The organism is Streptococcus sp. SM5, assembly GCF_027497975.1.
In genome coordinates this window covers 1-23,769 of sequence record NZ_JAJNSC010000035.1, presented here as the reverse complement: position 1 = coordinate 23,769, position 23,769 = coordinate 1, and the positions used below count along the sequence as shown (strand labels likewise).

General features: G+C 39.5%; 27 protein-coding genes. 25 read left to right on the top strand and 2 right to left on the bottom strand.

The genetic code is table 11. From position 1 onward, the window contains the following. The 11 genes from tuf to PAN07_RS16490 all read left to right on the top strand — a co-directional run. The coding region (gene tuf, locus PAN07_RS16540; protein WP_269798384.1) for an elongation factor Tu at nt 1–905 on the top strand (905 nt) is incomplete at its 5' end. Between the two features lie 261 nt (nt 906–1,166). Further along, on the top strand, nt 1,167–1,805 hold the full coding sequence (gene tmk, locus PAN07_RS16535) for a dTMP kinase (protein WP_269798383.1): 639 nt from the start codon (nt 1,167–1,169) through the stop codon (nt 1,803–1,805). Beyond that, complete coding sequence (locus tag PAN07_RS16530) at nt 1,802–2,692, top strand: DNA polymerase III subunit delta' (RefSeq protein WP_269798382.1); 891 nt, start codon at nt 1,802–1,804, stop codon at nt 2,690–2,692. Before tmk ends, PAN07_RS16530 begins: the two co-directional genes overlap by 4 nt. A gap of 27 nt (nt 2,693–2,719) precedes the next feature. Next, a complete protein-coding gene (gene yabA / locus PAN07_RS16525) occupies nt 2,720–3,037 on the top strand; it encodes a DNA replication initiation control protein YabA (protein WP_269798381.1) in 318 nt (105 codons plus the stop codon). Between the two features lie 2 nt (nt 3,038–3,039). Beyond that, complete coding sequence (rsmI, locus tag PAN07_RS16520) at nt 3,040–3,918, top strand: 16S rRNA (cytidine(1402)-2'-O)-methyltransferase (protein ID WP_269798380.1); 879 nt, start codon at nt 3,040–3,042, stop codon at nt 3,916–3,918. Nucleotides 3,919–4,048: 130 nt separating this feature from the next. Then, the gene (gene trmFO / locus PAN07_RS16515; protein WP_269798385.1) at nt 4,049–5,383 is read left to right on the top strand and encodes a methylenetetrahydrofolate--tRNA-(uracil(54)-C(5))-methyltransferase (FADH(2)-oxidizing) TrmFO; all 1,335 of its coding nucleotides are present in this window, start codon (nt 4,049–4,051) and stop codon (nt 5,381–5,383) included. Nucleotides 5,384–5,469: 86 nt separating this feature from the next. After that, the gene (pyrH, locus tag PAN07_RS16510; RefSeq protein ID WP_222859730.1) at nt 5,470–6,204 is read left to right on the top strand and encodes a UMP kinase; all 735 of its coding nucleotides are present in this window, start codon (nt 5,470–5,472) and stop codon (nt 6,202–6,204) included. Nucleotides 6,205–6,213: 9 nt separating this feature from the next. Next, nucleotides 6,214–6,771, top strand: coding sequence for a ribosome recycling factor (gene frr, locus PAN07_RS16505; RefSeq protein WP_006148672.1), 558 nt, complete (start codon nt 6,214–6,216; stop codon nt 6,769–6,771). Between the two features lie 60 nt (nt 6,772–6,831). Beyond that, nucleotides 6,832–7,686 carry an RNA-binding virulence regulatory protein CvfB gene (gene cvfB, locus PAN07_RS16500; RefSeq protein WP_269798379.1) on the top strand — a complete coding sequence of 285 codons (855 nt, stop codon included), beginning with the start codon at nt 6,832–6,834 and terminating at the stop codon, nt 7,684–7,686. A gap of 8 nt (nt 7,687–7,694) precedes the next feature. Next, nucleotides 7,695–7,910: a YozE family protein gene (locus PAN07_RS16495; protein WP_075567726.1), complete on the top strand. Its 216-nt coding sequence runs from the start codon at nt 7,695–7,697 to the stop codon at nt 7,908–7,910. Between the two features lie 83 nt (nt 7,911–7,993). Further along, nucleotides 7,994–8,980, top strand: a complete 987-nt coding sequence (locus PAN07_RS16490) for a PhoH family protein (RefSeq protein ID WP_269798378.1) — start codon at nt 7,994–7,996, stop codon at nt 8,978–8,980. 39 nt (nt 8,981–9,019) lie between these two features. Here PAN07_RS16490 and ald read toward each other — a convergent pair whose 3' ends face one another. Then, nucleotides 9,020–10,132 carry an alanine dehydrogenase gene (gene ald, locus PAN07_RS16485; RefSeq protein WP_269798377.1) on the bottom strand — a complete coding sequence of 371 codons (1,113 nt, stop codon included), beginning with the start codon at nt 10,130–10,132 and terminating at the stop codon, nt 9,020–9,022. A gap of 191 nt (nt 10,133–10,323) precedes the next feature. Here ald and PAN07_RS16480 point away from each other — a divergent pair, with 191 nt between their 5' ends. The 13 genes from PAN07_RS16480 (at nt 10,324) to PAN07_RS16420 (ending at nt 22,202) form a co-directional block, all read left to right on the top strand. Further along, entirely contained in the window at nt 10,324–10,893 is a 570-nt protein-coding gene (locus tag PAN07_RS16480) for a GNAT family N-acetyltransferase (RefSeq protein WP_269798376.1), read from the top strand. A gap of 65 nt (nt 10,894–10,958) precedes the next feature. Next, a complete protein-coding gene (locus PAN07_RS16475; RefSeq protein ID WP_269798375.1) occupies nt 10,959–11,600 on the top strand; it encodes a helix-hairpin-helix domain-containing protein in 642 nt (213 codons plus the stop codon). Next, the gene (locus tag PAN07_RS16470) at nt 11,584–13,794 is read left to right on the top strand and encodes a ComEC/Rec2 family competence protein (RefSeq protein ID WP_269798374.1); all 2,211 of its coding nucleotides are present in this window, start codon (nt 11,584–11,586) and stop codon (nt 13,792–13,794) included. Before PAN07_RS16475 ends, PAN07_RS16470 begins: the two co-directional genes overlap by 17 nt. 125 nt (nt 13,795–13,919) lie before the next feature. Continuing rightward, the gene (locus tag PAN07_RS16465; protein WP_269798373.1) at nt 13,920–15,206 is read left to right on the top strand and encodes a U32 family peptidase; all 1,287 of its coding nucleotides are present in this window, start codon (nt 13,920–13,922) and stop codon (nt 15,204–15,206) included. A gap of 14 nt (nt 15,207–15,220) precedes the next feature. Then, a complete protein-coding gene (locus tag PAN07_RS16460; protein ID WP_075567720.1) occupies nt 15,221–15,532 on the top strand; it encodes a CHY zinc finger protein in 312 nt (103 codons plus the stop codon). A gap of 229 nt (nt 15,533–15,761) precedes the next feature. Further along, the gene (locus PAN07_RS16455; RefSeq protein ID WP_004253309.1) at nt 15,762–15,962 is read left to right on the top strand and encodes a F0F1 ATP synthase subunit C; all 201 of its coding nucleotides are present in this window, start codon (nt 15,762–15,764) and stop codon (nt 15,960–15,962) included. Between the two features lie 32 nt (nt 15,963–15,994). Continuing rightward, the gene (gene atpB / locus PAN07_RS16450) at nt 15,995–16,711 is read left to right on the top strand and encodes a F0F1 ATP synthase subunit A (RefSeq protein WP_269798372.1); all 717 of its coding nucleotides are present in this window, start codon (nt 15,995–15,997) and stop codon (nt 16,709–16,711) included. A gap of 18 nt (nt 16,712–16,729) precedes the next feature. Beyond that, a complete protein-coding gene (gene atpF, locus PAN07_RS16445) occupies nt 16,730–17,224 on the top strand; it encodes a F0F1 ATP synthase subunit B (RefSeq protein ID WP_269798371.1) in 495 nt (164 codons plus the stop codon). After that, a complete protein-coding gene (locus PAN07_RS16440; protein ID WP_269798370.1) occupies nt 17,224–17,760 on the top strand; it encodes a F0F1 ATP synthase subunit delta in 537 nt (178 codons plus the stop codon). Before atpF ends, PAN07_RS16440 begins: the two co-directional genes overlap by 1 nt. Nucleotides 17,761–17,774: 14 nt before the next feature. Beyond that, nucleotides 17,775–19,280: a F0F1 ATP synthase subunit alpha gene (gene atpA, locus PAN07_RS16435; protein ID WP_075567717.1), complete on the top strand. Its 1,506-nt coding sequence runs from the start codon at nt 17,775–17,777 to the stop codon at nt 19,278–19,280. Between the two features lie 15 nt (nt 19,281–19,295). Beyond that, nucleotides 19,296–20,174, top strand: coding sequence for a F0F1 ATP synthase subunit gamma (locus PAN07_RS16430; protein ID WP_254724098.1), 879 nt, complete (start codon nt 19,296–19,298; stop codon nt 20,172–20,174). Between the two features lie 191 nt (nt 20,175–20,365). Next, a complete protein-coding gene (gene atpD, locus PAN07_RS16425; RefSeq protein ID WP_075567716.1) occupies nt 20,366–21,772 on the top strand; it encodes a F0F1 ATP synthase subunit beta in 1,407 nt (468 codons plus the stop codon). A gap of 10 nt (nt 21,773–21,782) precedes the next feature. Beyond that, nucleotides 21,783–22,202, top strand: a complete 420-nt coding sequence (locus tag PAN07_RS16420; RefSeq protein WP_075567715.1) for a F0F1 ATP synthase subunit epsilon — start codon at nt 21,783–21,785, stop codon at nt 22,200–22,202. A gap of 31 nt (nt 22,203–22,233) precedes the next feature. Here the strand turns inward: PAN07_RS16420 and PAN07_RS16415 are convergent, their stop codons facing one another. Further along, complete coding sequence (locus tag PAN07_RS16415) at nt 22,234–23,247, bottom strand: lactonase family protein (protein WP_075567714.1); 1,014 nt, start codon at nt 23,245–23,247, stop codon at nt 22,234–22,236. Between the two features lie 185 nt (nt 23,248–23,432). Between PAN07_RS16415 and PAN07_RS16410 the strand changes: the two genes are divergently transcribed. After that, nucleotides 23,433–23,769 (top strand): AI-2E family transporter (locus tag PAN07_RS16410; protein ID WP_269798369.1); only part of this gene is annotated, 337 nt, incomplete at its 3' end.

Here is a 23,769-nt window from a genome sequence, read left to right as displayed (position 1 = left end):
GTGCCGCTCAAATGGACGGAGCTATCCTTGTAGTAGCTTCAACTGACGGACCAATGCCACAAACTCGTGAGCACATCCTTCTTTCACGTCAGGTTGGTGTTAAACACCTTATCGTCTTCATGAACAAGATCGACTTGGTTGACGACGAAGAATTGCTTGAATTGGTTGAAATGGAAATCCGTGACCTTCTTTCAGAATACGACTTCCCAGGTGACGATCTTCCAGTTATCCAAGGTTCAGCTCTTAAAGCTCTTGAAGGTGACTCTAAATACGAAGACATCATCATGGAATTGATGAACACAGTTGACGAGTACATCCCAGAACCAGAACGTGACACTGACAAACCATTGCTTCTTCCAGTCGAAGATGTATTCTCAATCACTGGACGTGGTACAGTTGCTTCAGGACGTATCGACCGTGGTACTGTTCGTGTTAACGACGAAATCGAAATCGTTGGTATCAAAGAAGAAACTTCAAAAGCAGTTGTTACTGGTGTTGAAATGTTCCGTAAACAACTTGACGAAGGTCTTGCCGGAGATAACGTAGGTGTCCTTCTTCGTGGTGTTCAACGTGATGAAATCGAACGCGGACAAGTTATCGCTAAACCAGGTTCAATCAACCCACACACTAAATTTAAAGGTGAAGTCTACATCCTTACTAAAGAAGAAGGTGGACGTCACACTCCATTCTTCAACAACTACCGTCCACAATTCTACTTCCGTACTACTGACGTTACAGGTTCAATCGAACTTCCTGCAGGTACTGAAATGGTAATGCCTGGTGATAACGTGACTATCGACGTTGAGTTGATCCACCCAATCGCCGTAGAACAAGGTACTACATTCTCTATCCGTGAGGGTGGACGTACTGTTGGTTCAGGTATGGTTACAGAAATCGAAGCTTAATTCGATTTAGTTCCCAGAAGAACAATTATTTAAGTCAGACACTAAAAGAACCTTGCATAGCAAGGTTCTTTTTTTGATTATACAAAGACAAAAAAAGTATGGTAGTAAATTACGAAAATAGAAACTTAATTAAATAATTGTCTTATTTTTAACTAATGTATATTCTAGTTTTCTGATTAAATTTTTTATAGGTTAAAAAGCTTTTCACAAATGTCTATTTTTTTGATAGAATAGAAGATAGCAAATAGAAATGAGATAGACATGTCAAAAGGATTTTTAGTCTCTATTGAGGGACCAGAGGGAGCTGGGAAAACCAGTGTGCTTGAAGCTATCCTTCCAATATTAAAAGAAAAAGATATTGATTTTTTAACGACACGTGAGCCAGGAGGCGTTTTGATTGGAGAGAAGATTAGAGAAGTTATTCTTGATCCAAATCATATACAAATGGACTCTAAAACCGAGTTGCTTCTCTATATTGCAAGTCGTAGACAACACTTAGTAGAGAAGGTCTTGCCAGCACTTGCAGCTGGGAAATTGGTGATCATGGACCGATTTATTGATAGTTCGGTTGCCTACCAGGGATTTGGTCGTGGTTTGGATATAGATGCCGTTAATTGGCTCAATCAATTTGCGACTGATGGTCTCAAGCCTGATTTAACGCTTTATTTTGATATTGAAGTTGAGAAAGGGCTTGAACGAATTGCAGCAAACAGTAGTCGTGAAGTCAATCGTTTGGACTTGGAAGGTTTAGAGATGCACCGAAAAGTTCGCCAAGGATATCTTTCACTTTTGGAGAAAGAAGGGAATCGCATCGAGAAGATAGATGCTAGTTTGCCATTGGATCAAGTAATTGAAAAGACCAAGCAAGTCTTATTTGACAGAATGGGATTGACCAGATGATAAAAGAAGAACTAAAAGATTGTCAACCACAGCAATATGAACGTTTTGTTCGCATTCTTGAGCAAAACCAGCTGAATCATGCCTATCTTTTTTCAGGTTATTTTGGAAGTTTAGAAATGGCCTTATTTCTTGCTAAAAGTCTTTTTTGTACTGATAAACAGGGTGTTCTACCTTGTGAATCTTGTCGAAGTTGTAAATTGATCGATCAAGAGGAATATCCTGATGTAACAATCGTACGTCCGATTAATCAAATTATTAAGACTGAACGGATTAGAGAATTGGTAGGGCAATTTTCTCAATCAGGTATTGAAAGTCAGCGCCAAGTCTTTATTATTGAACAAGCAGATAAGATGCATTTAAATGCCGCTAATTCACTACTAAAGGTTATCGAAGAACCACAAAGTGAAGTTTATATTTTCTTCTTAACTAATGATGAGGATAAAATATTACCAACAATTCGGAGCCGAACACAGATTTTTCAGTTTAAGAAGCAAGAAGCTAATCTTATTATTCAACTTGAGAAATTGGGTCTAGTTAAGAAAAAAGCTAGATTGTTAGCTCAGTTTAGCCAATCTCAAATGGAAGCTGAAAAACTATTTAATCAAACAACATTTTGGACACTGGTTGAAGAAAGTGAGCGCTTGTTTTCAGATCTTTTGTCGAGAAAAAGAGAATCTTATTTACAAGTTGCTAAATTAGCTAGTTTGGCTGATGATAAAGAAAAACAAGATCAAGTACTTAGGATTTTAGAGGTATTGGCTGGTCAAGAAATTCTTCGAACAGGAGCACGGCACATACTAGAAAATCTTGTAGAAGCTAGAAAAATGTGGAAAGCAAATGTTTCTTTCCAAAATGCAATGGATTACCTGGTTTTACAGAAATATTAAGTCTATGAAAGGGTTAAAGGGCTGCTGATGAATAAAAAAGAATTATTTGATGCCTTAGATGATTTCTCGCAACAGTTGTTAGCAACTTTAGCAGATGTAGAAGCCATCAAAAAAAATCTCAAGAGTCTTGTTGAGGAAAATACAGCTCTTCGTCTAGAGAATGATAAACTTAGAGAACGCTTGAGTGAGGAAGAAGAAACTGTCCCAACTAAGACCAAACATGTCAGAGAAAACGTTAGTCGTATTTATGACGACGGATTTCATGTTTGTCGAGATTTTTATGGGCAACGTCGAGAGCAGGATGCAGAATGTATGTTCTGTGATGAATTGTTGTTTAGGGAGTAAGCATGCAAATTCAAAAGAGTTTTAAGGACCAATCTGCTTATGGCAAGCTGTATCTTGTCGCAACACCAATTGGAAATCTAGAAGATATGACTTTTCGTGCTATCAAAACTTTGAAAGAAGTTAATTGGATTGCTGCTGAAGATACACGTAATACTGGACTTCTGCTCAAGCATTTCGATATTCTAACGAAGCAGATTAGTTTCCATGAACACAATGCCAAGGAAAAAATTCCTGATTTGATTGATTTGTTGAAGCAAGGTCAAGATATTGCCCAAGTTTCAGACGCAGGCTTACCTAGTATATCTGATCCTGGACATGACTTGGTTAAAGCAGCTATTGAAGAAGATATAGCTGTAGTTACAGTTCCGGGTGCAAGTGCAGGGATTTCAGCATTGATTGCTAGTGGATTAGCACCTCAACCTCATATTTTTTATGGGTTCTTACCACGAAAATCTGGTCAGCAAAAGCAATTTTTTGAGACTAAGAAAGATTATCCGGAGACTCAGATTTTCTATGAATCACCTCACCGTGTTGCAGATACGCTAGAAAATATGCTAGAAGTCTACGGTAATCGCTCAGTGGTCTTGGTTCGAGAATTGACTAAGATTTATGAAGAATACCAACGAGGAACAATTTCAGAGTTACTAGTAAGTATTTCTGAGACTCCTCTCAAGGGCGAATGCCTTCTGATTGTAGAGGGGGCTAGTCAAGAAGTAGACGATAAAGATGAAGAGGACTTGTTCTCAGAAATCCAAGAACGCATCCAACAAGGTGTTAAGAAAAATCAGGCCATTAAGGAAGTCGCAAAGATATATCAGTGGAATAAAAGTCAGCTCTACTCAGCTTATCATGATTGGGAAGAGAAACAATCCAATGACTAAACAGGGAAGTTTGCCTTCTTCCCTTTTTTTGTTATACTAGTAAAAGAAAATTTAGAAAGATTTGTGGGTGTCAAACAGTCTAATGATTATTGATATGGACTTAAGTTTCACTCAAAGAGGTATTAGTGACGTGTCTCAATCTTATATCAATGTTATCGGTGCCGGTTTAGCAGGGTCAGAAGCAGCCTTTCAAATTGCAGAACGTGGCATTCCTGTTAAACTTTATGAAATGCGTGGTGTTAAATCAACACCACAACACAAAACAGACAATTTTGCAGAGTTAGTTTGCTCCAACTCATTGCGTGGGGATGCACTTACAAATGCCGTTGGTCTCCTTAAGGAAGAAATGCGTCGCCTAGGTTCTCTTATCTTGGAATCGGCAGAAGCAACACGTGTTCCTGCTGGTGGTGCTCTCGCAGTTGACCGTGACGGTTTCTCTCAAATGGTTACTGAAAAGATTGCCAATCATCCTTTGATTGAGATCGTTCGTGACGAGATTACAGAATTGCCAACAGATGCCATTACAGTTGTAGCAACTGGTCCTTTGACTAGTGATGCCCTTGCTGAAAAGATTCACGCTCTTAACGGCGGGGACGGTTTTTATTTCTACGATGCGGCAGCACCTATCATCGATGTCAACACCATTGATATGAATAAGGTCTATCTCAAATCTCGTTATGATAAGGGAGAAGCAGCTTATCTGAATGCTCCGATGACCAAACAAGCATTTATGGATTTCCATGAAGCCTTGATCAATGCCGAAGAAGCTCCGCTGAATTCTTTCGAGAAAGAAAAATACTTTGAAGGCTGTATGCCGATTGAGGTCATGGCCAAGCGTGGCATTAAAACCATGCTTTATGGTCCTATGAAACCAGTTGGTCTGGAATATCCAGAAGACTATAAAGGTCCTCGTGATGGTGACTTCAAAACACCGTATGCAGTTGTTCAGCTTCGTCAAGACAATGCTGCTGGTAGTCTCTACAATATCGTTGGATTTCAAACCCACCTCAAATGGGGTGAACAAAAGCGTGTCTTCCAAATGATTCCAGGACTTGAAAATGTGGAGTTTGTCCGTTATGGTGTTATGCACCGCAATTCTTATATGGATTCTCCAAATCTTCTTGAGCAAACATACCGTTCTAAGAAACAGTCCAACCTCTTCTTTGCTGGTCAGATGACTGGTGTAGAAGGATACGTTGAGTCGGCCGCTTCAGGCTTGGTTGCAGGGATAAATGCTGCCCGTCTTTTTAAAGGAGAAAGTGAGGCTATTTTCCCAGAGACAACGGCTATCGGAAGTTTAGCTCATTATATCACTCATGCTGATAGCAAACACTTCCAACCAATGAATGTCAACTTTGGGATTATCAAGGAGTTAGAAGGTGAGCGTATTCGTGATAAAAAGGCTCGTTATGAAAAGATTGCAGAACGTGCATTGTCTGATTTAGAAGAATTCTTAAGCCTATAAATTTTTTGAAAGTTTAGTCCATGAGACTATAAAATTCTCAAAAAATGTGATAAAATAGTTTGAATAAAACAAAGGAGCGAAGTCAGGTGGAACCAAAATATAAACGCATTTTGATCAAGTTATCAGGTGAGGCCCTTGCTGGTGAACGTGGTGTAGGTATTGATATTAAAACTGTTCAAGCAATGGCACAAGAAATTCAAGAAGTACATAACTTAGGAATTGAAATTGCTCTCGTTATCGGAGGTGGTAACCTCTGGCGTGGAGAACCTGCTGCGGAAGCTGGCATGGATCGTGTACAAGCAGACTATACAGGAATGCTTGGAACAGTTATGAACGCTCTTGTGATGGCAGATTCATTGCAACAAGTTGGAGTGGATACACGCGTTCAGACTGCAATCGCAATGCAACAAGTAGCTGAGCCTTATATTCGAGGACGTGCCCTTCGTCATCTTGAAAAAGGTCGTATTGTTATCTTTGGTGCTGGAGTTGGTTCACCTTACTTCTCAACTGATACAACTGCAGCCCTTCGTGCTGCTGAAATTGAGGCAGACGCTATTTTGATGGCAAAAAATGGTGTTGATGGTGTTTATAATGCCGATCCTAAGAAAGATAAGACAGCGGTTAAGTTTGAAGAATTGACTCACCGTGATGTGATTAGTAAAGGTCTTCGTATCATGGATTCGACTGCGTCAACACTTTCAATGGACAACGATATCGACTTGGTTGTCTTTAACATGAACCAACCAGGCAATATCAAACGTGTTGTATTTGGTGAAAATATCGGAACTACAGTTTCTAACAATATTGAAGAAAAGGAATAAAATAAGATTATGGCAAACGCAATTGTTGAAAAAGCAAAAGAGAGAATGACACAATCTCATCACTCACTTTCTCGTGAATTCGGAAGTATTCGAGCTGGTCGCGCTAATGCAAGCTTGCTTGATCGTATCCACGTAGAATACTATGGTGTAGAAACACCCCTTAACCAAATCGCTTCTATCACTATTCCAGAAGCGCGTGTCTTGTTGGTGACACCATTTGATAAAACTTCTTTGAAAGATATTGAACGTGCTTTGAATGCTTCTGACCTTGGTATTACACCAGCTAACGATGGTTCTGTTATTCGCTTAGTAATTCCAGCTCTTACTGAGGAAACTCGTCGTGACCTTGCTAAAGAAGTGAAAAAAGTTGGTGAGAATGCTAAAGTTGCTATTCGTAACATTCGTCGTGATGCTATGGATGAAGCTAAGAAACAAGAAAAAGCTAAAGAAATCACTGAAGATGAGTTGAAAACTCTTGAAAAAGATATTCAAAAAGCTACAGACGATGCTGTTAAACACATCGATGACATGACTGCCAATAAAGAAAAAGAACTATTGGAAGTCTGAGAAATAAACAGAAAAACTCAGTTGGCATTGCTGGCTGAGTTTTATTCGAAAGAAGGAAACATGAATACAAATCTTGCTAGTTTTATAGTCGGTCTGATAATTGATGAAAATGACCGTTTTTACTTTGTCCAAAAGGATGGTCAGACCTATGCTCTTGATAAGGAAGAAGGCCAGCATGCAATAGGTGAAACCGTTAAAGGCTTTGCCTACACGGATATGAAGCAAAAACTTCGCTTGACTACCCTAGAAGTGACTGCGACTCAGGAACAATTTGGTTGGGGAACGGTAACAGAGGTTCGTAAGGATTTGGGTGTTTTTGTTGATACAGGGCTTCCTGACAAGGAAATCGTTGTGTCACTTGATATCCTACCTGAACTGAAAGAGCTCTGGCCAAAGAAGGGCGATAGGCTCTATATTCGTCTAGAGGTAGATAAGAAGGACCGTATCTGGGGACTCTTAGCCTACCAAGAGGACTTCCAACGACTAGCACGTCCTGCCTACAATAACATGCAGAATCAAAATTGGCCTGCAATCGTTTATCGTCTCAAGTTATCGGGTACCTTCGTTTATCTACCTGAAAATAATATGCTGGGCTTTATTCATCCAAGTGAACGTTATGCAGAGCCACGTTTGGGTCAAGTCCTAGATGTGCGTGTGATAGGCTTCCGTGAGGTTGATCGTACCCTTAATCTTTCACTTAAACCTCGCTCTTTTGAGATGTTAGAAAATGATGCACAAATGATTTTGACATACTTGGAAAGCAATGGTGGATTTATGACCTTGAATGACAAATCGTCACCTGACGATATTAAGGCAATCTTCGGTATCTCTAAAGGTCAGTTCAAAAAAGCACTTGGTGGCTTGATGAAGGCTGGGAAAATCAAACAGGATGAGTTTGGAACAGAGTTAATTTAGGGAGTTATATGAGAAAATCATTTTATACTTGGCTTATGACAGAGCGTAATCCTAAAAGTCATAGTCCTAAAGCAATTTTAGCGGATCTTGCCTTTGAGGAATCAGCTTTCCCAAAACACACGGATGATTTTGATCAAGTCAGTCGATTTTTAGAAGAACATGCCAGTTTTTCCTTTAATATGGGAGACTTCGATCGTATCTGGCAGGAATATGTAGAACATTAGATCTGCTTTAGGTGTTTAGGATAGCATTTTCTAAATGCCTTTGCTATAATAAAAAAAATTAAAGAGTTAGAGAGGTTCTTTGTTTGAAGGAACATTCAATAGACATTCAGTTAAGTCATCCAGATGACCTGTTTCATCTTTTTGGTTCCAATGAACGCCATCTTCGTTTGATGGAGGAAGAGTTAGATATTATCATCCATGCTCGTACAGAAATTGTACAAGTCTTGGGAGAGGAATCTTCTTGTGAAGAAGCACGACAGGTTATACAGGCCTTGATGGTCTTGGTCAATCGTGGTATGACTATCGGAACTCCTGATGTGGTAACAGCCATTAATATGGTGAGAAATCATGAAATTGATAAGTTTGTCGCCCTCTATGAAGAAGAAATCATCAAAGATAATACTGGTAAGCCTATTCGTGTGAAGACACTGGGACAAAAACTTTATGTGGATAGTGTTAAGAATCACGACGTTACATTTGGGATTGGGCCTGCTGGTACGGGTAAGACATTTCTAGCAGTGACTTTGGCAGTGACAGCTCTAAAACGTGGTCAAGTTAAGCGTATCATCCTGACACGTCCAGCAGTAGAAGCTGGAGAAAGCTTGGGATTTCTACCAGGAGATTTGAAAGAAAAGGTAGACCCTTACCTTCGTCCAGTCTATGATGCCTTATATCAGATTTTAGGGAAAGACCAAACAACTCGTCTCATGGAGCGAGAAATTATTGAGATTGCGCCTTTGGCCTATATGCGTGGCCGTACCTTGGATGATGCCTTTGTCATTTTGGATGAAGCGCAAAATACAACTATCATGCAGATGAAGATGTTCTTGACTCGTCTTGGATTCAATTCTAAAATGATTGTCAATGGGGATATTAGCCAGATTGACCTGCCGCGTAATGTTAAATCAGGTCTGATTGATGCCCAGGAAAAACTTAAGAACATTCACCAAATCGACTTTGTACACTTCTCAGCCAAGGATGTTGTCCGACATCCAGTAGTCGCTCAGATTATTAGGGCCTATGAACCTCGACCTGTCAAAGTTGAAGAAAATCAAGAAGAAACAGAATAAAAAAAGAGCAAGTTCGTCTGAACTGCTCTTTTTTAATGATTAAATAAGCTCACTGATTGAAGTAAACTCACGATGTAAACCTTCAGCAACAGGTTGACTTGTAAGTTTACCTTGATAAGTTGTTACACCTTCACGTAAACCAGCATCTTCAAGGATTGCTTTCTTAAATCCTTTTCCTGCCAAGGCTTCGATATAAGGAAGGGTCACATTTGTAAGGGCGATAGTAGAAGTACGAGCAACTGCACCAGGAATGTTAGCAACTGCATAGTGGAGAACACCGTGTTTTTCATAGACAGGCTCATCGTGGGTTGTCACACGGTCAGCAGTTGCAATAACGCCACCTTGGTCTACAGCAACGTCTACGATGACAGAACCAGGACGCATTTGTTGAACCATGTCATCTGTCACTAATTTTGGAGCTTTGGCACCAGGAATCAATACTGCACCGATAACAACGTCTGCTTCACGCACACTTGCTTCGATATTAAATGGGTTAGACATGAGTGTTTGGATTTGGTGACCAAAGACATCTTCAAGTTCAGAGAGACGTTTAGCGCTGATATCAAGAATAGTAACTTGAGCTCCCAAACCAAGAGCGATACGTGCTGCGTGTGTACCAACGACACCACCACCGATAATGGTTACTTTTCCTTTTGGTACACCTGGGACACCACCTAAAAGAACTCCAGAACCACCAGCTTGTTTCGTCAAGAAGTGAGCTCCGATTTGGACAGCCATACGACCAGCAACTTCACTCATAGGGACTAACAATGGTAGTTGACCTTGATTGTCACGTACAGTCTCGTAAGCAACACCAGTTGTTTTTGCTGCTAACATAGCATCCGCTAATTCTGGGGCTGCTGCCATATGCAAGTAGGTAAAGAGGAGTAAATCATCACGTAGGTACTGATATTCAGCATCTAGAGGTTCTTTCACTTTAACAACTAACTCTGCAGCCCAAGCTTCTTTTGCAGTCGCAACAATTTCTGCACCTTGTTTTTCATAATCAGCATCTGCAAATCCAGAACCAAGTCCTGCATTTGTTTCAACGAGCACACGATGTCCACGACCAACTAAACTGTGTACACCAGCAGGTGTTAAAGCCACACGATTTTCATTGTTTTTAATTTCTTTTGGAATTCCAATTAGCATAGAGATTTTCTCCTTTTTTAGGTTCTATAGACCTTAATAAACTATCAGTGATAGAATCCAAGGGATTCATCTGATGGTTTTATTTTATATGAAAGTTGGACGAAAATCAAGAAAAATTCTTGAATTCTACTGCATTTTTTGCTAAGCTTTTAGAAAATATTTTTTTTCAAAGAAAAAGGGAGGACTGGGCAATGGAATCACTATTTATCAAACTAGCGAAGCATCTAATTATCGAAACTGAACGCTTAGTACTTAGACCAGTAACACTTGATGATGCAGAAGCCATGTTTGAATATGCTTCAGATAAGGAAACTACACGCTACACTTTTCCAACCAATCAAAGTTTAGAGGAAACAAAGAATAACATTGCTCAGTTTTATCTAGCAAATCCATTGGGCCGATGGGGTATTGAACTAAAAAGTAGTGGAGAGTTTATCGGTACCATTGACCTGCACAAGATGGATACTGTTCTTAAGAAGGCAGCCATTGGCTATATTATCCATAAAAAATATTGGAATCAAGGTTTGACGACAGAGGCTAATCGAGCCGTGATTGAACTGGCTTTTGAAAAGGTAGGAATGAATAAGTTGACCGCCCTTCACGATAAGGACAATCCTGCGTCAGGAAAGGTCATGGAGAAATCAGGCATGAGCTTTTCTCACGAAGAACCATATGCTCGTATGGACCAGCATGAAGAAGGTCGTATCGTGACGAGAGTGCATTATATCTTAACCAAGGAAGATTATTTTGCAAATAAGTAAGCAGTTGAAAAGATTTTTCAGCTGTTTTTTCTTTGCATTACGAATAAGCTAAGAGAGGAGAAAATATGGAAGAACTTATTGAGAAAATCAAAGATTATAAAATCATTATCATCTGTGCTAGTTTGGGCATGCTCTTAGGCGGATTTTTCCTCCTGAAGTCATCAACGCAAGCACCTGCTAAGGAAACAAAATTACAGACAGAAATTACAACTGTTACAAAGGACTCGACGGATGAAAAGGAAGATAAAAATCAGAAGGAAGAAGTGGTGGAGCAAGATCTGATTACTGTTGATGTAAAAGGTGCGGTCAAATCACCTGGAATCTATGATCTGCCAGTTGGAAGTCGTATCAATGATGCTGTCCAAAAAGCTGGTGGATTAACAGATAATGCTGATAGTAAGTCTATCAATCTTGCTCAGAGAATTAGTGATGAAGCACTTGTCTATGTTCCGACTAAGGAAGAAGCTACAAGCCAGGAGACACATTCAACTGCATCTCATAGCAAGGAAAATAAGAAAGTTAATCTCAATAAAGCCAGTTTAGAAGAACTTAAACAAGTCAAAGGTTTAGGTGCCAAACGTGCTCAAGATATTGTTGACCATCGTGATTCCAACGGTAAGTTTAAGTCAGTGGATGAGCTCAAAAAGGTTTCTGGTATTGGTGCAAAAACGATAGAAAAGTTAAAAGAGTATGTCACAGTGGATTAGTCGATTTCCCATCCCCAAAATCTATCTCAGTTTTCTTTTACTATGGCTCTACTATGCTATTTTTTCAGCAAGCCTTTTAGCACTTTTGGGCTTTGTCTTTTTACTGCTCTGCCTCTTTTCTCAATTTCCATGGAAGACTGTGGTCAAGGTTCTCTTTGTTTGTGGTCTTTTTGGAAGCTGGTTTATATTTCAAAAATGGCAACAAGAAGAAGCGAGTCAACATCTTGTTGATTCAGTTAATACGGTACGAATCTTGCCTGATACTATCAAGGTCAATGGAGATAGTTTATCCTTTCGTGGGAAGGCTGATGGCAGACTCTTTCAGGTCTATTATAAATTCCAGTCAGAGGCTGAAAAGGAAAGGCTTAAAGAGTTATCTGAACTGCATGAGATAGTAGTAAAAGGAAAGCTAGCTATTCCTCAGGGAGCAAATAATTTTGCTGGATTTGATTATCGAGACTATCTCAAAACACAGGGGATTTATCAGACCTTGACCATATCGGAAATTATCGAATTAAGGAAAACATCCAGTTGGGATATTGGAGAAAATTTATCTAGTTTGCGAAGAAAAGCAGTTGTCTGGATAAAAAGGAAATTTCCATCTCCCATGAGAAATTATATGACAGGTTTGTTATTTGGTTATTTGGACACAGACTTTGAGGAAATGAATGAACTCTATTCTAGTTTAGGAATTATTCATCTTTTTGCACTGTCAGGAATGCAAGTAGGATTCTTCATGAATGCTTTTAAAAAGTTATTCTTGCGACTGGGGATGGAGCAAGAAAACTTTAAATGGCTAGTTTATCCATTTTCCTTGGTGTATGCAGGTTTGACAGGATTTTCAGCCTCTGTTATTCGTAGTCTTTTACAAAAACTATTGGCACAGCATGGCTTAAAGGGATTAGATAACTTTAGCATGACAGTACTCATTTTATTTTTAATCATGCCTAATTTCTTCCTAACAACAGGAGGAATTCTTTCCTGTGCCTATGCCTTTATCTTAACCATGACTAGTAAAGAAGGGCAGGGAATTAAACCAGTCCTTAGAGAATGTTTGGTAATATCCCTGGGGATTTTGCCGATTTTGTGTTTCTATTTTTCTGAATTTCAACCTTGGTCCATACTCTTAACCTTTGTCTTTTCTTTTTTATTTGATATGGTCTTGCTACCACTTTTATCAATACTCTTCTGTCTGTCATGGATATATCCTATTACCCAGTTTAACTTTCTCTTTGAATGGCTAGAGAACATCATACGCTATGTTTCTCAGCTATCTACAAGGCCTCTTATTTTTGGTCAACCTAATATCTTGATTTTAGTTTTTCTTTTAATTTCTTTAGCCTTTATCTATGATTATCGTAGAAATTTGAAGAAAGCACCTTTGCTTATCCTATTTATCGTTTTACTTTTCTTAGTAACCAAACATCCACTGGAAAATGAAATCACAGTCCTAGACATGGAGCAGGGACGGAGCATTTTCCTAAGAGACATGACAGGAAAGACAATATTACTGGATGTCGGTGAAAAGTTAGCAGTTGAGAAAAAAGAAGCTTGGCAGGAGAAGGTCATATCGAGCAATGCCAAACGTAGTTTAATCCCCTATCTAAAAAGTAGAGGAGTGGCAAGGATTGATCAGCTTGTTTTAACGAATAGTGAACCTAAGCAACTAGACCACCTACTAGAAATTAGTAAAGCCTTCAATCTTGGAGAGATTCTAGTAATTGAAGAAACTCTATCTAAAAGAGAATTTATGGATAAATTAAAGGAAAGTAACTTGAAAGTACGTCCTATTAAAATAGGAGAGCAGTTATTTATTTTTGGGAGTAGTTTAGAAGTAATCGAAAATCAAAACAGTGATAGTAAAGCCTCAATAGCAATGTATGGAAAGCTACTAAATCAAACTTTTCTAGTCACTGGAAATATAGAGGAGAAGTTCTTAAACAAGTCTTATCCAAAAATCCAAGCAGATGTAGTGGTAACTCATCAGCAAGCATCGAAGAAAAAGACAGATGTCGAAGTCTTCAAAACTTTACAACCTAAAATCACTGTCATGTCGGTAGACAAGAAGAAAAAATTTAAAGAAAGAAATGGGGAGAATAACCAAGAACTTGGGAATTCGATTTACAAAACGGATCAAAAGGGAGCCATACGTTTTAAAGGTTGGAGTAGTTGGAAGATTGAGACAGTGCATTGAGATTATAAGATGAATCTAAAAATTAGAATTGTCTAAACAATCATCCTAAACTTGATTTTAAAACCTTTTTGCTATAAAATGGTAAAGATTAGTGTCAAACTTTTATATTGCAAATAGGAGAAAACATGACAAAAACTTTGAAACGTCCTGAGGTTCTATCACCTGCAGGAACACTAGAAAAACTAAAAGTAGCTGTTCAATACGGTGCAGATGCTGTCTTTATCGGTGGTCAGGCCTATGGTCTACGTAGCCGTGCTGGTAACTTTACTTTCGAACAAATGGAAGAAGGAGTACAGTTCGCAGCTAAATATGGTGCTAAGGTTTATGTAGCTGCTAATATGGTCATGCACGAAGGAAACGAAGAAGGGGCCGGCGAATGGTTCCGTAAATTACGTGATATTGGAATTGCGGCGGTTATCGTGTCTGATCCAGCCTTGATTATGATTGCAGCAACAGAAGCACCAGGGCTTGAAATTCACCTTTCAACACAAGCAAGTGCGACAAACTACGAAACCTTAGAATTCTGGAAAGAACTTGGTTTAACTCGTGTCGTTTTGGCGCGTGAAGTGTCAATGGAAGAATTGGCGGAAATTCGTAAACGTACAGATGTTGAGATAGAAGCCTTCGTTCATGGAGCTATGTGTATTTCCTACTCTGGTCGTTGTACTCTTTCTAACCATATGAGTATGCGTGACGCCAACCGTGGTGGATGTTCACAATCTTGCCGGTGGAAATATGACCTTTACGATATGCCGTTCGGTAAGGAACGTAAGAGTCTCAAGGGAGAAATTCCTGAAGAATTCTCTATGTCTGCGGTTGATATGTCTATGATTGACCATATCCCAGATATGATTGAAAATGGCGTAGACAGTCTGAAGATTGAAGGACGTATGAAGTCAATTCACTACGTTTCAACAGTAACAAACTGCTACAAGGCAGCGGTTGATGCTTATCTCGAAAGTCCTGAAAAATTTGAGGCCATTAAACAAGATTTGGTAGATGAAATGTGGAAGGTAGCCCAACGTGAATTGGCTACAGGTTTCTACTATGGGACACCATCTGAAAATGAACAACTGTTTGGAGCTCGTCGCAAGATTCCAGAATACAAGTTTGTTGCTGAAGTAGTAGCTTATGATGATGCTACTCAGACTGCAACCATTCGCCAACGTAATGTTATCAATGAAGGTGACCAAGTTGAATTTTACGGACCAGGATTCCGTCATTTTGAGACTTATATTCAAGACCTTCATGATGCCAAAGGAAATAAAATCGATCGAGCACCAAATCCAATGGAACTTTTGACTATCAAGGTTCCTCAACCAGTAGAAGCTGGTGACATGGTACGTGCCTTGAAAGAAGGTCTCATCAATCTCTATAAAGAAGATGGAACAAGCGTCACTGTTCGTGCCTAGATTAGGAAAAATTAATGGTTCAAGCTCAAGGCTTACTAGTAGATCATGAAAGCAGATGTGTTCATTACCATAGTTATAAGGATATCGTAGCCTTACAGTGCTATGAGTGTAAGAAATACTATGCCTGTTATCAGTGTCATAATGAACTAGAGTCGCACATATTTTCTCCCTATCCTTTAAATCTGAAAAAGGATAGACCTATCTTATGTGGATCCTGTGGGAAAACACTAACGTATGAGGAGTATACAGAGACGGGCACTTGTCCATTTTGTAATGCTGCATTTAATCCAGCTTGTCAAAATCATTACCCAATTTATTTCAGATAAGAACTGTCAAATCCGAGTTGTAAAACTCGGTTTTTTGTTTTCAGAAAACAAGGAAAGGTAGTAAAAGTGGTATGAAAAGACAATAAAATTTTCTATATAATTTTCTTGAAAATCGTAAAATTAGAAACAAATGATTCGAAACGCTTTCATTACTAGTAAAAAGTTGACAAAAGCCAATTTTAGGTCTAAACTTAAGAGGTAAATTTAATTTAAAAAAGGAGAATTCGTCATGAATTTAACATTTTTCGGACTTTGTCTTGCCTGTATGGGTGTATCTATTGCTGAAGGATTGATTATGAGTAATCTCTTCAAGTCTGCCGCTCGTCAACCTGAAATTATTGACCAATTACGCAGCCTTTTAATTCTTGGTGTTGCCTTTGTAGAAGGTACCTTCTTTGTAACCCTAGCGATGGCATTTGTCATTAAATAGACAACTCTATTTAGAAATGGAGGTGTCAAACCATGGAAGAAAGTTTGAATCCAACCGTTAATATTGGACCAATATCCTTTGATTTGACCCTGCTTGCCATGTCTCTTGTAACTGTTTTGATGGTTTTTGCCTTTGTCTACTGGGCAAGTCGTAAAATGACCATCCGTCCCAAGGGTAAACAAAATGCTCTTGAGATGATTTATGACTTTGTGATTGGTTTTACCAAACCAAACATTGGAGAATCATACATCAAGGATTATTCCTTGTTTCTGTTTTCTCTATTCTTGTTTATCTTGGTTGCCAATAATATCGGCTTAATAGCAAAAGTACAAACAACAAACGGTTATAACTTGTGGACTTCCCCAACAGCCAACCTTGGATACGATTTATCCCTCTCATTCTTGATCACTTTGATCGCCCATGTAGAAGGAGTTCGTCGTAGAGGCGTTAAAGAATATTTGAGAGCATTTGTTACACCTGGATTTATGACTCCGATGAACGTTTTAGAAGAGTTCACCAATTTTGCCTCTTTGGCGATTCGGATCTACGGAAATATTTTTGCCGGTGAGGTCTTAGCTGGATTGCTATTAGCCTTGTCACAACATGCCTTGTATTGGTATCCTTTTGCCTTTATCGCAAACATGTTATGGACAGCCTTTTCAATTTTCATTTCATGTATTCAGGCTTATGTATTTACCATGTTGTCATCTATGTACATTGGTAAAAAAATAAATGAAGGGGAAGAGTAAGTAGAGGAGGATTAGAAGATGGATTTAACTATTAGTACCATTATCGGTGACTTTATTCTTATCGCTGGTTCCTTCCTTTTATTGATCTTTTTAGTGAAGAAATATGCTTGGGGAAATATTACCAGTGTCTTAGATGAACGTGCTGAAAAGATTTCTTCAGATATTGATGGTGCTGAGGAAGCCCGTAAAAAGGCAGAGGAACTTGCTAGCAAACGCGAAGCTGAGTTAGCAGGTAGCCGTACCGAAGCTAAAACGATTATCGAGAATGCAAAGGGAACTGCTGAGAAAAGTAGAGCCGATATTTTAGCCGAAGCTAAACTTGAAGCAGGGCGCTTAAAAGAAAAAGCCAACCAAGAAATTGCTCAAAATAAAGCTGAAGCTTTACAAAGTGTTAAGGGAGATGTAGCTGACTTAACAATCAGTCTAGCTGAGAAAATTCTCTCTAAAAACCTTGACAGTCAGAGCCATAAAGAACTCATTGATCAGTATATCGATCAGCTAGGAGAAGCTTAATGGACAAAAAGACTCTAAAGGTAATTGAAAAATACAGCATGCCTTTTGTCCAATTGGTAATTGAAAAAGGAGAAGAAGACTCTATTTTTTCAGACTTGACTCAAATCAAGCAAGTTGCTGAAGAAACTGGCCTACCTACTTTTTTATCTCAAGTGGAGGTAGATGAGTCGGATAAAGAAAAAACAGTTCGTTTTTTCCAAGGTTCTGTGTCACTTTTAGTACAAAACTTTATCGAGGTTCTACTTTACAATCACAGATCAGACCTGTTTTATGATGTGATTGTAGATTGCTTGAATCGTCTTGAACAAGAAACCAATCGTTTTGAAGTGACTATTTTGTCTGCACATCCTTTGACTGGTGAACAGAAAGAACGACTAATTCCTCTAATCGAGAAAAAGATGTCTCTAAAAGTTCGTAGCATTAAGGAAAAAATTGACGATAGTTTAATCGGTGGTTTTGTTATTTTTGCCAATCACAAGACAATTGATGTGAGTATTAAACAACAACTTAAAGTTGTTAAGGAAAATTTGAAATAGAAAGTGGTGTTCTTTTGGCAATTAACGCACAAGAAATCAGCGCTTTAATTAAGCAACAAATTGAAAATTTCAAACCCAATTTTGATGTGACTGAAACAGGTGTTGTAACCTATATTGGTGACGGGATTGCGCGTGCTCATGGTCTTGAAAATGCTATGAGTGGTGAGCTGTTGATTTTTGAAAATGGCTCTTATGGTATGGCGCAAAACTTGGAATCAACAGATGTCGGTATTATCATCCTTGGGGATTTTACAGATATCCGTGAAGGCGATACAATTCGTCGTACAGGGAAAATCATGGAAGTTCCAGTTGGTGATAGCTTGATTGGACGTGTTGTCGATCCCCTTGGTCGTCCTGTAGACGGTTTGGGTCCAATCAACACAGATAAGACTCGTCCAGTTGAAGCACCAGCTCCTGGTGTTATGCAACGTAAGTCTGTATCAGAACCATTGCAAACAGGTTTGAAAGCTATTGACGCCCTTGTTCCAATCGGTCGTGGCCAACGTGAGTTGATCATTGGTGACCGTCAAACAGGGAAGACAACTATCGCTATTGATGCTATCTTGAACCAAAAAGGTCAAGATATGATTTGTATCTATGTAGCGATTGGACAAAAAGAATCAACAGTTCGTACACAAGTAGAAACACTTCGTCAGTACGGTGCCTTGGATTACACAATCGTTGTGACAGCCTCAGCTTCACAACCTTCTCCATTGCTCTTCCTTGCTCCTTATGCAGGGGTTGCTATGGCAGAAGAATTCATGTACCAAGGAAAGCATGTCTTGATTGTTTATGATGACCTATCTAAACAAGCGGTAGCTTATCGTGAACTTTCTCTCTTGCTCCGTCGTCCACCAGGTCGTGAGGCCTTCCCAGGGGATGTCTTCTACCTTCATAGCCGTCTACTTGAGCGTTCTGCTAAAGTTTCAGATGAGCTTGGCGGTGGATCTATCACGGCTCTTCCATTTATCGAGACCCAAGCAGGAGATATCTCAGCCTATATCGCCACAAACGTAATCTCTATTACGGATGGACAAATCTTCCTAAGTGATAGCCTCTTTAATGCGGGTGTTCGTCCAGCTATTGATGCGGGTTCTTCTGTATCTCGTGTTGGTGGTTCTGCTCAGATTAAAGCCATGAAGAAGGTTGCTGGTACTCTTCGTATCGACCTTGCTTCATACCGAGAGTTGGAAGCCTTCACTAAATTTGGTTCAGACTTGGATGCTGCTACTCAGGCTAAATTGAACCGTGGTCGTCGTACTGTAGAAGTATTGAAACAACCTGTTCATAAACCATTACCTGTTGAGAAACAAGTAACCATCCTGTATGCCTTGACTCATGGATTCTTGGATACTATATCAGTTGATGATATTGTTCGTTTTGAGGAAGAATTTCATGCCTTCTTTGATGCGCAACATCCAGAGATTTTGGAAACTATTCGTGATACAAAAGACTTGCCAGAAGAAGCAGTCTTGGATGCTGCGATTACTGAGTTTCTCAACCAATCTAGCTTCCAATAAGAATAGAGGTGTCAGATGGCAGTATCTCTAAATGATATTAAAACAAAAATCGCCTCAACGAAAAATACTAGTCAAATTACTAATGCCATGCAGATGGTTTCTGCAGCTAAGTTAGGTCGTTCTGAAGAAGCTGCACGCAACTTCCAGATTTATGCTCAAAAAGTCCGTAAACTCCTTACAGATATCCTTCACGGAGATGGTGCTGGCGGATTAACGAATCCAATGTTGATTAGCCGCCCAGTCAAGAAAACAGGCTATATCGTCATTACTTCTGACCGTGGTCTTGTTGGAGGCTATAACTCTTCAATCTTAAAGGCAGTCATGGAACTTCAACAAGAATACCATCCTTCAGGTGATGATTTTGAAGTCATCTGTATTGGTGGTATGGGAGCAGACTTCTTTAAAGCTCGTGGTATTCAGCCAATTTATGAATTGCGTGGTCTAGCCAGCCAACCAAGCTTCGATGAAGTTCGCAAGATTATTTCAAAAACTATTGAAATGTATCAAAATGAACTTTTCGATGAGCTCTATGTTTGCTACAACCACCACGTGAATACACTGACAAGTCAAATGCGTGTGGAGCAGATGCTTCCAATTGTCGACTTGGACCCAAATGAAGCAGATGATAACTACAGCTTGACATTTGAGCTTGAAACAAGTCGTGAAGAAATCTTGGATCAGCTATTGCCACAGTTTGCAGAAAGTATGATTTACGGTGCTATAATTGATGCCAAGACAGCTGAAAATGCGGCAGGGATGACGGCAATGCAGACAGCAACAGATAATGCTAAAAAAGTTATCAATGATTTGACTATCCAGTATAACCGTGCCAGACAGGCGGCGATTACACAAGAAATTACAGAAATCGTAGCAGGAGCTAGTGCCTTAGAATAGGCTCTAGTTCAGCTCGTATGAAAATGAACTTATACTCAATGAAAATCAAAGAGCAAACTAGGAAGCTAGCCGGAGGCTGTACTTGAGTACGGTAAGGCGACGCTGACGTGGTTTGAATTTGATTTTCGAAGAGTATTAGGACCTAGTTGAGCTAGGAACCGACAGTATCTTATACAGAATAGGAGAAGTAGATGAGTTCAGGTAAAATTGCTCAGGTTATCGGTCCTGTTGTAGACGTCTTGTTTGCACCAGGTGAGAAACTACCAGAGATTAATAATGCACTTGTCGTCTACAAAAATGACGAAAGAAAAACAAAAATCGTCCTTGAAGTAGCCTTGGAGTTGGGAGATGGTATGATTCGGACCATCGCTATGGAATCAACTGATGGCTTGACCCGTGGTTTGGAAGTATTGGACACAGGCCGTCCAATCTCAGTACCAGTTGGGAAAGAAACTCTAGGACGTGTCTTCAACGTTTTGGGAGATACCATTGACTTGGAAGCTCCTTTTGGTGAAGATGCAGAGCGTCAGCCAATTCATAAAAAAGCACCAACTTTTGATGAATTGTCTACCTCTTCAGAAATTCTAGAAACTGGGATCAAGGTTATCGACCTTCTTGCTCCTTACCTTAAAGGTGGTAAGGTCGGACTCTTCGGTGGTGCCGGAGTTGGTAAGACCGTATTGATCCAAGAATTGATTCACAACATTGCCCAAGAACACGGTGGGATCTCAGTATTTACTGGTGTTGGGGAACGTACTCGTGAAGGGAATGACCTTTACTGGGAAATGAAGGAATCAGGCGTTATCGAGAAAACAGCCATGGTATTTGGTCAGATGAATGAGCCACCTGGAGCACGTATGCGTGTTGCCCTTACTGGTTTGACAATCGCTGAATACTTCCGTGATGTAGAAGGTCAAGACGTTCTTCTTTTCATTGACAATATTTTCCGTTTCACTCAAGCAGGTTCAGAAGTGTCTGCCCTCTTGGGCCGTATGCCTTCAGCCGTTGGTTACCAGCCAACCCTCGCAACAGAAATGGGGCAATTGCAAGAACGTATCACGTCAACCAAGAAAGGTTCTGTAACTTCTATCCAGGCTATTTACGTGCCAGCGGATGACTATACAGACCCAGCTCCAGCAACAGCCTTTGCTCACTTGGATTCTACAACAAACTTGGAACGTAAATTGGTTCAATTGGGTATCTACCCAGCCGTTGATCCACTTGCTTCAAGCTCACGTGCCTTGGCACCTGAAATCGTTGGAGAAGAGCACTATGCAGTAGCTGCGGAAGTGAAACGTGTTCTTCAACGTTACCATGAGTTGCAAGATATTATCGCTATCCTTGGTATGGATGAACTTTCTGATGAAGAAAAAACCTTGGTTGCACGTGCACGTCGTATCCAGTTCTTCTTGTCACAAAACTTCAACGTTGCTGAGCAATTCACTGGTCAACCAGGTTCTTATGTTCCAGTAGTTGAAACAGTTCGTGGTTTCAAGGAAATCCTTGAAGGAAAATATGACCACCTACCAGAAGATGCCTTCCGTGGTGTTGGTTCAATCGAAGATGTGATTGCTAAGGCAGATAAAATGGGATTTTAAGAGGTGATCTATGGCTCAGTTAACTGTCCAGATCGTGACACCAGATGGTCTCGTCTATGATCACCATGCCAGCTTTGTATCGGTTCGAACTCTGGATGGTGAGATGGGAATCTTGCCACGACATGAAAATATGATTGCTGTGTTAGCAGTGGACGAGGTAAAGGTTAAGCGTATTGATGATGAATCTCATGTGAACTGGATTGCAGTAAATGGAGGAATTATCGAGATTGCTGATAATGTGATTACTATCGTCGCAAACACAGCTGAACGTGCCCGGGATATCGATATTAGTCGTGCAGAACGTGCCAAACTTCGTGCGGAACGTGAAATTGAAGAAGCGCAAGACAAGCACCTAATCGACCAAGAGCGTCGTGCAAAAATTGCTCTTCAGCGTGCTATTAATCGTATCAATGTCGGAAATAGATTATAAAAAAAGAACTTGAGTTAATCAAGTTCTTTTTTTATTTTTTAAAAGCAATGCAAACCGCTTCTGGTACCTGGAAGTCATTAGATAGTTCAGCTAAACGACCGTTTTCAGAATTACGTTTAAATACAGTTACATTATCAGAATCTTGGTGAACAACGAGTAAAAATTCTTGATCAGGAGTTAAATCAAAATCTCGCGGAGTTTTACCATTTGTTGGAACAAATTCAAGTAGTTCTAGACTGCCATCAGCAAGAATCGTATATACAACAATTGAGTCATGTCCACGATTAGAAGCATAGAGATATTTACCATCTTTTGATAATCGGATAGCAGCAGTTCCGTTAAAATCATTGAATCCCTCTGGTAGAGTTGAGATGGTCTGTATGCGTTCAAATTCACCAACACCATCATAGATTAAGACTTCAATTGTACTATTCAATTCGCAAATAAGGTAAGCTATTTTATAATGATGGTGAAAAACAAGATGGCGAGGGCCTGCTCCTGGATTACTATGGTAAGTCGCAATTTCTGTTAATTGACCTTCAGAGCTCAAGTCATATGTAGTAACTTGGTCAGTCCCCAAATCACAGGTAAGAAGGTATTTATCTGGCGTTAAGTCAGCAAAGTGAACGTGTGGAGAAGCTTGATTTTCATGTGGTCCATGACCACTATGTTGATCCATAGCAGCTAATTCAAGACTTCCGTCCTCTTTCCGTTTATATACCAGAACTTGACCTTTATGGTAGTTAGCAGCATAAACAAGGTTTCGTTTATCATCCACTGAAACATAGCAATGAGGTGCCCCTTCTTCAACGACGTGATTAAGGAGGGTTCCATCAGTCTGATAGGCGGCGATTCCTCCTTGACCATCTTTGCTACCAACAGTATAGAGATGATTGACATCATCAAATGCTAGATAGGTTGGACTTGGTTCGTTTGCAAAAAGTTTTAAATGTGATAACTGGCCAGTTTCTGTATCAAAATCAGCCTTATAAATTCCTTGGGAAGTCCGACGAGTATAGGTCCCAAAATAGACAGTTTCTTTCATATTCATACCTCGAAATAAATATGATTCTATTATACCATAAAACAAATGACTGGTTTAAAAATGCTACAAGAAGGAAATCAAAAAATAGTAAAAAATAATTCTTTCATTTCCAGGAGGACCATTTTTAAAATGCCTTATTTTATCTAAAAATGGTATAATGATAGAATAAAGGAAAGGAAGATGAAATGGAACAAAAAGAGAAACAGTTTAACCTTTCATGGTTTTTTAAATGGTTTTTAGATAACAAAGCCGTTACAGTTTTCCTAGTAGCCTTGCTATTAGGACTCAATATTTTTATACTCAGTAAAATCAGCTTTTTATTTATACCTGTAATAGACTTTCTATCCGTAGTTATGTTGCCGGTTATTTTATCAGGACTGCTCTTTTACCTCTTGAATCCACTAGTGGATTTGATGGAGAAGTACAAGATAAACCGTGTTTTAGCCATTAGTATTATCTTTGTCATTATTGCCATTTTCTTGATTGTTGGACTGGCCGTTGCCATTCCAAACCTTCAACGTC